The organism is Streptomyces sp. NPDC001002, assembly GCF_053599215.1.
Map to the genome: position 1 here is coordinate 1 of NZ_JBSFLV010000053.1, position 12,243 is coordinate 12,243.

The following is a 12,243-nucleotide window of genomic DNA, read 5'->3' on the forward strand; positions in this document are numbered from 1 at the left end:
TGGCGTCCATCAGCATCTCGGGCCGCGGCGGGCAGCCCGGGAGATAGATGTCGACCGGCACGATGTGGTCGACGCCCTGGACGATCGCGTAGTTGTTGAACATGCCGCCCGAGGAGGCGCAGACCCCCATGGAGATGACCCACTTGGGGTTCGGCATCTGGTCGTAGACCTGCCGCAGCACCGGCGCCATCTTCTGGCTGACCCGGCCCGCGACGATCATCAGGTCCGCCTGGCGGGGCGAACCGCGGAAGACCTCCATGCCGAAGCGCGCCAGGTCGTAGCGGCCGGCGCCGGTGGTCATCATCTCGATGGCACAGCAGGCGAGGCCGAACGTGGCCGGGAAGACGGACGACTTGCGCACCCAGCCCGCGGCCTGCTCGACGGTGGTCAACAGGAAGCCGCTCGGCAGCTTTTCTTCGAGTCCCATGTTTTAAAGGCCCCTCAGTCCCATTCCAGGCCGCCGCGCCGCCATACGTACGCGTACGCGACGAAGACGGTGAGCACGAAGAGCAGCATCTCCACGAGCCCGAAGATCCCCAGGGAGTCGAAGGTGACGGCCCAGGGGTAGAGGAAGACGATCTCGATGTCGAAGACGATGAAGAGCATCGCCGTCAGGTAGTACTTGATGGGGAAACGCCCGCCGCCGGCCGGCGTGGGGGTCGGCTCGATCCCGCACTCGTAGGCCTCGAGCTTGGCCCGGTTGTACCGCTTCGGACCGATCAGCGTGGCCATGACCACGGAGAAGATCGCAAAGCCTGCCCCGAGGGCTCCCAGTACGAGGATGGGCGCATACGCGTTCACCGCTCCTCGCTCCTCTCAGTCGGCACTGACTGCTGGCGATGGCACCGGGCCCGCTGCCGCCCCACCGGATCCCCGAACACCTCGCGTCCCAGCGAAGATCGAGAACATGTGAAGCAGGTCACAAGCCCAACTGCCTCGCATCTTATGCCCGGCGCTCTGTGATCTGCGACACGGGGTATTGCACAAGCTTTGTGATCTCCACCACCTGACGAAGGATCATGAAGTCGGATGAGCGGTGATCTTCATACGTGAAGCGTCCGAGTGATCACCAGAGGTGACATTTCCGCTCGTCGGCGCAGTTCGAGGCGGGCGTCTCCATATCAAGAGGCTTCCCGTGCATGCAAATTGGTGCTGGACGTGACGCCTTGGTAGAGGGCGGCATTCACACATCAGAGGGAGGTGCGCGGCGCGATGTGGACACGTGCACACATTCACGAGCGAGTGAGGATCCGGGGCGCGCTCATGACGCAGCCGCCGCTGTGACCGTTGCGTGACCTCCGCCACATCCATGAGAGGCGACCGAGAGCGGGGCTTGGCCACTTGTCTCAACCGGTGGTAGGCCGCGGGCAATTCGGGCGTAACGACGAAAGAGCGTGATCACGGGCCGATCGGGCTCCGCCCGCAATGTCCGTTACGGCGTCAATAAGGAACGCCACGCCCGGGATTGTGGGGACCCATTGAGTAAATGTGGCGCACCACACGTTTCTTGAAGGTATGGAGGAGCCCCTGATACCGGTTGGACTCATGTCCCACACCGCTCACATACGCAGCCACCGGAAACCCCGCCGCAACGCGACGACTTCGATCGCGGTGCGTGCCGGAGTCGCCGGTGGCGTACTCAGTCTGGCAGCGGCGGGCGCGTCGGCCTCGGCGAGCGCCGCCGAGCCGGTGACCCAGACCCTCGAACTGCCCACCCTGACCGCCGACCTGTCCACTCAGGTCGCCCAGTCCGCGGATGCCACGCAGCAGACAGCCGCGAACTACCAGTTGCGTGCCGAGCGTGACGCGGCCGCCGCAAAGGCCGCGAAGCAGGCCAAGGTCGACCTCGCGGACGCCAAGAAGAAGGCGGAGGCCAAGAAGAAGGCGGAAGCGGCCCGCAAGGCCGCCGCCGAGGAGGCAGCCAGCCGCAGCACCCAGCGGCCCACGCTCACCGCCTCGACTCCCTCGACCACCACGACGAGTTCGTCGACGGCCACCGGCTCGGCGGCCGCCATCGTCAACTTCGTCAAGGCGCAGGTCGGCAAGGCGTACGTGTCCGGCGCGACCGGTTCGTCCGCCTATGACTGCTCCGGTCTGGTGCAGACGGCCTTCAAGCAGGTGGGCATCAGCCTGCCGCGCGTCTCGCAGGACCAGTCGACGGCCGGCACCCAGGTGTCGCTGAGCAACCTGCAGCCGGGCGACATCCTGTACTGGGGCAGTGCGGGCAGCGCGTACCACGTGGCGGTGTACGTCGGTGGCGGCATGTTCGTCGGCGCGCAGAACTCCTCGACGGGCGTCGTCGAGAAGCCGCTGTCGTACGACCCGCCGACCGGTGCAGTGCGGGTGCTCTGAACCTGAGAGATTCGGACAGCTTGTGAGGGCCGCAGCCGCTCGGGGGCAGCGGCCCTCCCGGCGTCCGCCCGCGGGGCGCCGGTGCGGAACGTCCGTGGGTGCGGCCGGTGTTCTCCTGCGGCTGTCGGGCGCGTTCTGTTGTCATGGCTCCTGGGGGGCGGGAAGAAGCTGCCAAGGCCCGTAGGGCCCTCTCCTGCCCCTCCTCAGCGTCCTCACACGACAGGAGAGACAGCCATGCCCAGTGTGTTCGTCCAGGGAAAGCCCGTCGACGCGTATCCCCCGCTCGCGCCCGAGGCCCGGCGCGGGTCGGTGCGGCGCATCACCGAGGTCGGCGAAGAGGTCCTGCACAAGCCCTGCCGGGACATCACCGAGTTCGGCCCCGACCTCGCCGCGCTGATCGACGACATGTTCCTCACGATGTACGTCGCCGAGGGCGCCGGCCTCGCTGCGAACCAGGTCGGCGTCGATCTGCGGTTGTTCGTGTACGACTGCCCCGACGACGACGGGGTCCGGCACGTCGGGCACATCGTCAACCCGGTCATCGAAGCCCTCGACCCGACCGGACGCCGGCTGCTCGACGACAACGAGGGGTGCCTGTCCGTGCCGGGCGCCATCATGGAACTGCCCCGCCCGGACCTGGCCGTGGTGCGCGGCCTCGACAAGGACGGCGAGCCGATCGTCGTCGAGGGCACGGGGTACTTCGCCCGCTGCCTCGCCCACGAGACCGACCACGTCAACGGCCACGTCTACCTGGACCGCCTCTCCAAGCGCCAACGCCGGGACGCGCTGAGGCAGGTGGAGGAACACCGCGACGAGGTGTACGCCCGCCGGGCCGCCAACATCGAGGCGCTGAACAGCTAGGGCCTGCCCGGACAGACCCCGGCCGTCACCGTTGGCGGCGCCCGCTCGCGGTGACGGTCACGCCTTCGGGGCCACCTTGCTCAGGCCGTTGATGATGCGGTCCATCGCGTCGCCGCCCGTCGGGTCGGTGAGGTTGGCCAGCATCTTCAGGGTGAACTTCATCAACAGCGGGTGGGTCAGGCCGCGCTGGGCCGCGATCTTCATGACCTTCGGGTTGCCGATGAGCTTCACGAAGGCGCGGCCCAGCGTGTAGTAGCCGCCGTAGGTGTCCTTGAGGACGCGCGGGTAGCGCTGCAGGGCCAGTTCGCGGCTCGCGGGGGTCGGGCGGGCGTGGGCCTGGACGATGACGTCGGCGGCGATCTGGCCGGACTCCATGGCGTAGGCGATGCCCTCGCCGTTGAAGGGGTTGACCATGCCGCCCGCGTCGCCGACGAGCAGCAGCCCGCGCGTGTAGTGCGGTTGGCGGTTGAAGGCCATGGGGAGCGCGGCGCCGCGGATCGGTCCTGTCATGTTGTCCGGGGTGTAGCCCCAGTCCTCCGGCATGGACGCGCACCAGGCCTTCAGCACCTCGCGCCAGTCCAACTCCTTGAAGGAGTCGGAGGTGTTGAGCACGCCGAGGCCGACGTTGGAGGTGCCGTCGCCCATCCCGAAGATCCAGCCGTAGCCGGGCAGCAGCCGGTCCTCGCCGGGGCCGCGGCGGTCCCACAGTTCCAGCCAGGACTCCAGGTAGTCGTCGTCGTGGCGGGGCGAGGTGAAGTACGTCCGTACGGCCACGCCCATCGGGCGGTCCTCGCGGCGGTGCAGGCCCATCGCCAGGGACAGGCGCGTGGAGTTGCCGTCGGCGGCGACCACGAGCGGCGCGTGGAAGGTGACTTCGCGTTTGTCCTCGCCGAGTTTGGCGTGCACACCGGTGATACGGCCGGTGCGGTCGTCGACGATCGGGGCGCCGACATTGCAGCGCTCGTACAGCCGGGCGCCCGCCTTCTGGGCGTTGCGGGCGAGCTGCTCGTCGAAGTCGTCGCGCTTGCGGACCAGGCCGTAGTCCGGGTAGGAGGCCAGATCCGGCCAGTCCAGCTGGAGGCGGACGCCGCCGCCGATGATGCGCAGCCCCTTGTTGCGCAGCCAGCCGGCCTCCTCGGAGATGTCGATGCCCATGGCCACCAGCTGCTTGGTGGCTCGCGGGGTGAGGCCGTCGCCGCACACCTTCTCGCGCGGGAACTCGGTCTTCTCAAGGAGGAGTACGTCGAGTCCGGACTTGGCGAGGTGGTACGCGGTCGTGGAGCCGGCCGGCCCCGCGCCGACGACGATCACATCGGCGGTGCTTTCGGAGAGCGGATCGGTCACGGCGGGATCTCCCCAAGTTCGGAATCTGCGTGCCGACCGGCACTGGACAAGGGCAGTCTATTCAGCAGAATTGATCACCCGGCTGAAGGGCTGCCAACGTGAACCGAGCTCTGCCCGTCGTACGGCTGCGCGTCCCCACCGACGAGGACGCCGTGGCCTGGCACCGGATCTTCGACGACCCGGACGTGATGGAGTTCCACGGCGGCAGGGCCGCGGAGCTGTCCGTCTACGAGGAGCTCACCGCCCGCCAGCGCCGGCACGACGCCGAGCACGGCTTCTGCCTGTGGACCATGGTCGACGACACCGGCCGGGTGATCGGCTTCACCGGCGCCCAGCCCTGGCCGCAGGACTGGGGCCCCAAGGGCGAGATCGAGATCGGCTGGCGGCTCGGCCGGGAGTTCTGGGGCAAGGGGTACGCGACCACGGCCGCGCAGATGACCCTGGAGCGGTTGCGGGCGGCGGGCGTGCCGACGGTGGTGGCGATGGTCATCGCCGAGAACGAGCGGTCCATCGCGGTGACGCGGCGGCTGGGCATGCGGCTGGACGAGGTCTTCCGGACGCCGTCGAGCGACCGGGAGGGGCACTGCTACCGGCTCGACCTGTGAGGCGGCGGCGCGACACGTGAGGTGCCGGCGCGATCCGTGATCGTAGATGATCGGGAAAAGTCACTCACAGTAACTGACTGCTACAGAAAGACACTTGGACCTTCCGGTCGCCACCCCCAGGCGGTTACTCTGCCAGTACCGCTGGGGGTGACATCTGTGCGCTTAACACCCAAAACACCCGAAGTGCGAGTGCCACGGCTGGTCGGTCTGATGGCCATGGACGCGCGCAGGACGGCCGAGGACACCGGCCTCTTCCTGAACGCGCCGGACCGGCCCGACTTCCACCAGACCGTGGTCGAGTACGTCGTCCGGCAGTACCCGCAGCCCAACGCCGAGGTGCCCCGGGACTCCGTGGTGTACGTGTGGTTCGACTTCGGTGAGGGCGACGGCGGTGGCGGGGTGCGCGAGCCGCGTCTGCCGAGGCCCCCCGGCGGCGGACTGCAGCGCGAACTGAACGAGCCGCGCGGCGGCGACCCGTACGCCTTCGTCAACTCGGCGTGAAGCCCGGCCCCGGCCCCGGCGGAGCCCTCAGCTCTGCTTGAAGCCGCGGTGCAGGGCGACCACGCCACCCGTGAGGTCGCGCCAGGCCACCTTCGACCAGCCGGCCTTCTGCAGGTGCCCGGCGAGCGCGGGCTGGTCGGGCCAGGCGCGGATGGACTCGGCGAGATAGACGTACGCGTCCGGGTTCGAGGACACCGCGCGGGCCACCGGCGGCAGCGCCCGCATCAGGTACTCGGTGTAGACGGTGCGGAAGGGCGCCCAGGTCGGGTGCGAGAACTCGCAGATCACGACCCGGCCGCCGGGCTTGGTCACCCGGTACATCTCGCGCAGCGCGGAGTCGTAGTCCTGCACGTTGCGCAGCCCGAAGGAGATCGTGACGGCGTCGAACACGTCGTCCCGGAAGGGCAGCTTCGTCGCGTCGCCCGCGGTGAACGGCAGCCAGGAGTGGTTCTTCTTGCCGACCTTGAGCATGCCGAGCGAGAAGTCGCACGGGACGACGTACGCGCCCGTGCGGGCGAACGGCAGCGACGAGGTCGCCGTGCCGGCGGCCAGGTCGAGGATCTTCTGCGCGGGCCGCGCGTCGACCGCCCTCGCCACCTCCTTGCGCCACACCCGGTCCTGGCCCAGCGACAGCACGTCGTTGGTCAGGTCGTACCGTTCCGCCACGTCGTCGAACATCGAGGCGACTTCGTGCGGCTGCTTGTTCAGGGAGGCGCGGGTCACCGGGCCATTCTTGCAGCACGGCCCCCGCCACCCGCTCAGGAGGGCAGCAGCCGCGGCCGCTTCTTCGCCGCCACGTCCTCCACCCAGCCGCACGCCAGCACGAACACCGCGATCAGGATCCAGCCGATCCCGAACATGAACCACTGGCTCTCCAGCGGCAGCCACTTCTCGAACGCGGGCACGTTCCAGAACTGGTCGATCAGCGGCACCGCCAGGATCAGCGCGATCTCGTGCCAGAGGTAGATGGTCACGGCCCGCGCGTTGAAGATCGTGACCACCCGGTCGGTCCGCCGGAACCGGGTCAGCCAGGCGAAGTCGATCCGGAAGTACGCCTTGGCCCACATCAGCAGCAGTACGAAGCCGGCCGACCAGAAGGCCTGGGCGAGCGGGATCTCGTCGAGGTCGTAGGTGCCGACCTCGCCCTGGTGCGAGAAGGCGTACCAGCCGCCGTAGCCGAGCGCGGCGAGCGAGAGGACGACCACCAGGGCGGGCTTCAGCCGCTCCAGCACGCCGTCGCGGTGCGCGAAGCCGAGCAGCCAGCAGAAGAGGTACGTCGACAGGTCCCACAGGGCGCTGCCGAAGCGGTTGTCGGGCCCGGCCCACAGGTAGTTGAGGACCAGGATCGGGGCCAGGGACAGCAACAGCACGAAGACTGGAGCGAGCCGGAAGACCCGTAGGAGCAGCGGGGAGAGGAGCACGAACCACAGGTACGTCCGCAGGTACCAGAGGATCTCCCAGGCCTGCTGGCCCCACGCGTTGCCCGGCGGATCACCGAGCGGCACGACCCAGTAGACGATCTCCCAGCCCGGCATCCAGTCGTGCACCAGCATCGCGAGGACGACGAAGACGCCCCAGAACCAGAACGGCGGCAGCAGCCTGCGCAGCCGGCTCTTCAGCACCTTGGCCGCGGGCCGCTCCAGCGACTTCGCCATGAGCGTGCCGGCCAGGCCGAACATGATGCCCATGGACGGGAAGACCATCCCGCACCAGGCCCACCCGAAGGTGTGATAGGTGACGACCCGGATGAGAGCGACCGCGCGCAGGGTGTCGAAGTAGCGGTCGCGGGCGGGGGGTTGAAGGAGCGGGAGCGGGGCGGTGCTCCGGACGCCCGGTTCAGCCGTACCCGCAGCTGTACCCGCAGCCGCGGGCACAGCCGTGGCAACAGGCACAGCCGCAGCCGTACTCGCGGGCGCCCCTCTTCTGTGCGAACCCAACTCAGCTCACCCCCGCCGGAGTTCCGACCTCGCCGGTGCGCTTGAGCTTCTGCCAGCGCAGGCGGCCGCCGGTGAGGGCGGTGATGCAGGAGTGGATGAGGACGAGGTACATCATCTGGCGGTAGGCCAGCTGTTGCAGCGGCATCATCAGCAGGTACCGGTACTTCTCGCGGTCCAGCCGGAAGGCGTACGCCGCGCAGAAGAGCTGGATGCCGAGGACCGCGAGCCACGCGTAGAGCGCCGCCTGGAAGTCGACGAAGATCATCGAGTACGCCGTGAACACGTCGATCAGCGGGGCGAAGACCGGCGTGACGATCTGGAAGATCACCACGAGCGGCATGCCGACCCGGCCGAAGCGGCCCGAAGGACCCTTGTCCGTAAGGGACTTGCGGTGCTTCCACAGCGCCTGCATGGTGCCGTACGACCAGCGGTAGCGCTGCGACCACAGCTGCTTGAGCGAACCGGGCGCCTCCGTCCAGGCCCTGGCGTGCTCCTGGTAGACGACCCGCCAGCCCGCGCGGTGCATCGCGATGGTGATGTCGGTGTCCTCGGCGAGGGTGTCCTCGCTCATGCCGCCGACCTGGAGCACCGCGTCCCGGCGGAACGCGCCGATCGCGCCCGGGATCGTGGGCATGCAGCGCAGCAGGTCGTACATGCGGCGGTCGAGGTTGAAGCCCATCACGTACTCGATGTGCTGCCAGGCGCCGATGACCGTGTCGCGGTTGCCGACCTTCGCGTTGCCCGCGACCGCGCCGACCTCGGGGTCGGCGAAGGGCTGCACCAGCTGGTGCACGGCCTCCGGCTCGAAGACGGTGTCGCCGTCCATCATCACGACGATGTCGTAACTGGCGCTGCGCACCCCGTTGTTGAGTGCGGCCGGCTTGCCCGCGTTCTCCTGGCGGATGACCCGGACGTTGGTCATGCCCAGTTCCCTGGCCGCCTGGCGGGCGATCTCGGAGGTGTCGTCGGTCGAACCGTCGTCGACGACGATGACCTCGATCGGATGCGTGCTCTTCGCCAGCGACTTGAGCGTGTTGGCGATGCACTCCTTCTCGTTGTACGCCGGAACGATCACGCTCACCGGCCGGGTGACGGTCGACCCCCAGCTGAACCGGCGTTTGTTGCGCTGTCTGTAATGCCGCCGGGCGAGGATCAGCATCATCCCGAACCGGCCCATGACGGCCACGCCCACGATGATCAGCCCGACGGAGAGCGCGGGCACGGTCCACTCGGCGACGGCGACGGCCAGCACAAGTGCCTTGCCCTCGTAGAGGGTTGCGCCGGTGGCGGTGCGGTGGGCGGCCTGGAGGCGGGCCTGGGCCACGGCGGCGGCATTTCCGCTGCCGTTCCCCTGTGCGCCCTGCGCTCCCGAACCGGCGTTCCCCGCCACGCCGTTCGGCCCGCCCGCTGTCTGCCCGGTCGCGCCGGGAACCGTCCCCGTCGCCGAACCGTTCGCCGCCGCCCGGCGGTTACTGGCGCCGTCCTTCTCCACGACCCCGCTGATGGTGGTGAAGGTGTAGCCCTTCGCCTTCATCTTCTTGATGTACGTCGGCAGCGCCTCGACCGTCTGCTCGCGGTCACCGCCCGCGTCGTGCATGAGGACCGCCGCGCCACTGGTCCCCTTGGGCGTGGCCCAGTCGACGATCTTCGAGACGCCCGGCTTCTTCCAGTCGTCGCTGTCGGTGTCGACGAAGACGCTGATGTAGCCGTCGGCGCCGAGCTTCTTGTAGACGGGCCAGCTGTAGTTGTCGATGGCGTCCGTCTCCGAGGAGTACGGCGCGCGGAAGAGCGTGGTCGTGATGCCGGCCGCGCCCGCCAGGGCGAGCTGCGTCTGCTCCATCTCGCGCTTGATGCGGGAGTCGCTCTGGTACGACAGGTCGACGTGGGTGAAGGTGTGGATCCCCACCTCGTTGCCCTGCTGGACCATGTCCTTCACGATGCTCGGATAGCGCGAGACCATCGAGCCGACCAGGAAGAACGTGGCCGGGACGTCGTTCTCCTTCAGGATCTTGAGGACCTGTGGCGTGTACGTGGGGTTCGGGCCGTCGTCGAAGGTGAGCGCGATCGTCTTCTTCGGTACGGAGATCGTCGTGGCCTGACCGCCCTGGAACCTGACGATCGGCCCGCCGTTGAGGATCTTGTCGGGGACCTTGCTGGAACTGGCCCCGTCGCGCACCCGCTGGTCGCCGCCGACCTCGGCGCGCAGATAGCCGTCGAGCAGCATGATGCAGGTCAGCGCGAGAAGGAGCAGCAGGGCGAGGATGACTCGCGGTTTCTGCAACGCCGCGGCCTTGCCCGCCGCCCGCTCCATGCGGGTGGGGGCGCGCCGACGGCCGCGTGAGGACGTCGTCGTCGTGGACATGTGGGTGTGCCGTTCCCCTCAGTTGGCGTTCGCGGCGGCGGACGCGGACGAGGACGAGGAGGTCGAGGGGGACGTTGAGGGGGACGTGGTGGGGATGCCCGAGGGCGGTGCGGAGGGAAGGCCGCTGGGGCGGCCGCCCACCTGGTTGCCGATGCTGCCCTGCTGGCGGTAGCCGCCGGGGGCGTTGCCGTTCCCGGCGGGTCCCGCCTGGCCGTTGCCGAAGGGCAGCAGCGAGGACGGGTTGATCGACGTGCCGATGCCCATGAAGGCCAGGACGAGCACGGCTGCGTACCCGAGACACAGGACGCTGACAAAGAGACCGATCCGGCGCAGCAGCTTCGAGCGGCGTCCGGAGTTGTCAACGAACACGGGTCCCTCGGCGGACTCGTTGCCGCGTTTGCGGCGGCGACCGCGTGCGGTCACGCGGTTTTCGATGGCAGGCTCGGAATGCATTCCCCGGACATTAGAGAGTCTTTATGTGTCCGGGTTCTGTTTTCTTGTGAGGCGCATATGAGAGACCTCTTAACCTGTCGCTTCCCTATGAGATTCCGGGAACGCCTGCACGGTCCCACCCGAGGGAGTAGGAGCCCAATGTCCCATTTATTCCGCCCGGTTGACCCGATTCGCGTATCATCTCCCATGCGTTTCCTGTGCGTTGGCCGTCTTCATGAACAGCGGCCTCGTGTGAGACGTTCTCTATTTGAATGGGACTTTGTTTCACGCCTGAGACAGAAATCACGAGAGCGGGTGCATGTTCAATGCGGGGTTTCCTGAAGCCGGCGGTCGGGGTCACATGTCTGTTTGCCCTGGCCACGACGGGGTGCTCCGCCGGTTCCGACAACACCTCGGACGCGGCGTCGGATCCTCCGAAACAGACCACGACTCCCAGTTCGACCGCCTCGCAGGAGGCGACGTCCAGTACCTCGTACGCGCCCTACGTCAGCGCGACGGAGGCGTCCGACAACGACTCGGCCGGCTCCCCGACGACGTACAACCTGGCCTTCGTGATCGCCTCGGGGAGCACGTGCACGCCCAAGTGGAACGGTACGGAGGCCGTCGGCGATTCGGCGGTGGCGTCTCGGATCTCCGCGCTGAAGGGGGATGGTGCGAGTGTTCGGGTCTCCTTCGGCGGAGCCTCCGGGAAGGAGCTGGCGTCGACCTGCGGCAGCGCGGCTGCGCTGGCCGCCGCGTACGGGAAGGCGTTGGACGCGGCCGGGTCTTCTGAGGCCGACTTCGACATCGAGGGCGATGAGTTGACCGACTCCGACGGGGTTGCTCTGCGGTCGGAGGCGATCGCGTTGCTGCAGAAGGAACGGAGCGATCTCCAGGTGACCTTCACTTTGCCGGTGATGCCGTCGGGGCTCGACTCCGACGGGGTCGCGTTGCTGGAGTCGGCGAACAAGTACGACGTTCAGGTGTCCTCGGTGAATCTCATGACCATGAACTATGGGGAGTCGTACGACGGGGACATGGGCGATTATGCGGTGACTTCGGCGAAGGCCGCGCATACGCAGTTGGAGAAGGTGTTCGGGTTGTCCGACGCGGATGCGTGGCGGGGGATGGCGCTCACTTCGATGATCGGCGTCAATGACGTGGACGGGGAGACGCTGACTCTGTCCGACGCGGCGGATGTGCGGGCGTTCGCGGAGGAGAAGGAGATCGCGTGGGTCTCCATGTGGTCGACGTTTCGGGATCAGCAGTGTGAAGACGGGGACTCTGCGTCTGACGATGCGGCGACCGATTGCAGTGGGGTTGATCAGAGTGCGGGGGCGTTTGGGGAAGCGTTCGCGGGGTGAGTGGGCGCGTGCGGGTTGTATGTAGCTGGTCGCGCAGTTCCCCGCGCCCCTGACGGGGCGCTGCAGTCACCGGCGTCTGTGGACCAGCCTGCCTGCGCATACCGTCGCGATGCATGCGCCGGTCTCGTCGAAGACCGCCAAGTCCGCTCGCCCCTGGGCAACGATGGCTTCCCTGTGGGGGCTAGCGAGGATCAGGACGTCGTTCCTCTTCGCCGCCGCCCGTAGTTCAGGTGAGTCGACGTACCGCTCCAAGACCGCCGTCGCCCCCAACTTCAGTACCCCGTGGATACGTTCCCTCGGGCTCGGGGCCTCCGGCAGTGGCCCCTCGTGGATGCGGGCCGGGCCCAGGGTGCCCGGCCACGTCCGTACCCGGGCGCCGGGGAACCGCTCCTGGACCTCCGCCAGACTCCCCACGCCCGCGATCCGGGCGCCCTCGACCGCGACCGCGCCGCCTGCGTCCGCCGTGTGAATCGTCAGCACAGGAG

13 protein-coding genes are annotated in these 12,243 nt (G+C 68.2%); 5 read left to right on the forward strand and 8 right to left on the reverse strand.

The window, feature by feature from the left end; genetic code table 11:
• Together ACWDR3_RS23915 and ACWDR3_RS23920 are read right to left on the reverse strand one after the other, a co-directional pair.
• On the reverse strand, positions 1 to 427 hold a 427-nt coding region (locus ACWDR3_RS23915; protein ID WP_450354576.1), incomplete at its 3' end, for a NuoB/complex I 20 kDa subunit family protein.
• Between the two features lie 14 nt (positions 428 to 441).
• Complete coding sequence (locus ACWDR3_RS23920) at positions 442 to 801, reverse strand: NADH-quinone oxidoreductase subunit A (protein ID WP_030379754.1); 360 nt, start codon at positions 799 to 801, stop codon at positions 442 to 444.
• A 744-nt stretch (positions 802 to 1,545) separates the two neighbouring features.
• Between ACWDR3_RS23920 and ACWDR3_RS23925 the strand changes: the two genes are divergently transcribed.
• Together ACWDR3_RS23925 and def are read left to right on the forward strand one after the other, a co-directional pair.
• Positions 1,546 to 2,352, forward strand: a complete 807-nt coding sequence (locus tag ACWDR3_RS23925; RefSeq protein ID WP_450354577.1) for a C40 family peptidase — start codon at positions 1,546 to 1,548, stop codon at positions 2,350 to 2,352.
• A gap of 234 nt (positions 2,353 to 2,586) precedes the next feature.
• Complete coding sequence (gene def / locus ACWDR3_RS23930) at positions 2,587 to 3,213, forward strand: peptide deformylase (protein WP_450354578.1); 627 nt, start codon at positions 2,587 to 2,589, stop codon at positions 3,211 to 3,213.
• Positions 3,214 to 3,270: 57 nt separating this feature from the next.
• Here the strand turns inward: def and ACWDR3_RS23935 are convergent, their stop codons facing one another.
• Positions 3,271 to 4,557: a geranylgeranyl reductase family protein gene (locus ACWDR3_RS23935; protein ID WP_450354579.1), complete on the reverse strand. Its 1,287-nt coding sequence runs from the start codon at positions 4,555 to 4,557 to the stop codon at positions 3,271 to 3,273.
• Between the two features lie 98 nt (positions 4,558 to 4,655).
• Between ACWDR3_RS23935 and ACWDR3_RS23940 the strand changes: the two genes are divergently transcribed.
• Both ACWDR3_RS23940 and ACWDR3_RS23945 read left to right on the forward strand, forming a co-directional pair.
• Positions 4,656 to 5,162, forward strand: a complete 507-nt coding sequence (locus ACWDR3_RS23940) for a GNAT family N-acetyltransferase (protein ID WP_450354580.1) — start codon at positions 4,656 to 4,658, stop codon at positions 5,160 to 5,162.
• Positions 5,163 to 5,345: 183 nt separating this feature from the next.
• The gene (locus ACWDR3_RS23945) at positions 5,346 to 5,663 is read left to right on the forward strand and encodes a PASTA domain-containing protein (RefSeq protein WP_450354581.1); all 318 of its coding nucleotides are present in this window, start codon (positions 5,346 to 5,348) and stop codon (positions 5,661 to 5,663) included.
• Between the two features lie 27 nt (positions 5,664 to 5,690).
• On the opposite strand, the gene ACWDR3_RS23950 is transcribed toward ACWDR3_RS23945, so the two are convergent.
• Genes ACWDR3_RS23950 through ACWDR3_RS23965 form a run of 4 tightly spaced genes read right to left on the reverse strand, consistent with a single transcriptional unit; the run spans position 5,691 to position 10,385 of the window.
• Positions 5,691 to 6,386, reverse strand: coding sequence for a demethylmenaquinone methyltransferase (locus ACWDR3_RS23950; protein WP_401714241.1), 696 nt, complete (start codon positions 6,384 to 6,386; stop codon positions 5,691 to 5,693).
• Between the two features lie 35 nt (positions 6,387 to 6,421).
• Positions 6,422 to 7,555: an acyltransferase family protein gene (locus tag ACWDR3_RS23955; protein WP_450354582.1), complete on the reverse strand. Its 1,134-nt coding sequence runs from the start codon at positions 7,553 to 7,555 to the stop codon at positions 6,422 to 6,424.
• Positions 7,556 to 7,601: 46 nt separating this feature from the next.
• The gene (locus ACWDR3_RS23960) at positions 7,602 to 9,962 is read right to left on the reverse strand and encodes a bifunctional polysaccharide deacetylase/glycosyltransferase family 2 protein (RefSeq protein ID WP_450354583.1); all 2,361 of its coding nucleotides are present in this window, start codon (positions 9,960 to 9,962) and stop codon (positions 7,602 to 7,604) included.
• A gap of 18 nt (positions 9,963 to 9,980) precedes the next feature.
• Positions 9,981 to 10,385: a hypothetical protein gene (locus ACWDR3_RS23965; RefSeq protein ID WP_450354584.1), complete on the reverse strand. Its 405-nt coding sequence runs from the start codon at positions 10,383 to 10,385 to the stop codon at positions 9,981 to 9,983.
• A 335-nt stretch (positions 10,386 to 10,720) separates the two neighbouring features.
• On the opposite strand from ACWDR3_RS23965, the gene ACWDR3_RS23970 reads away from it, so the two are divergent.
• Positions 10,721 to 11,758, forward strand: coding sequence for a chitinase (locus ACWDR3_RS23970; RefSeq protein WP_450354585.1), 1,038 nt, complete (start codon positions 10,721 to 10,723; stop codon positions 11,756 to 11,758).
• Positions 11,759 to 11,824: 66 nt separating this feature from the next.
• On the opposite strand, the gene ACWDR3_RS23975 is transcribed toward ACWDR3_RS23970, so the two are convergent.
• A complete protein-coding gene (locus ACWDR3_RS23975; protein ID WP_450354586.1) occupies positions 11,825 to 12,238 on the reverse strand; it encodes an imidazolonepropionase-like domain-containing protein in 414 nt (137 codons plus the stop codon).
• Between the last annotated feature and the right edge of the window lie 5 nt (positions 12,239 to 12,243).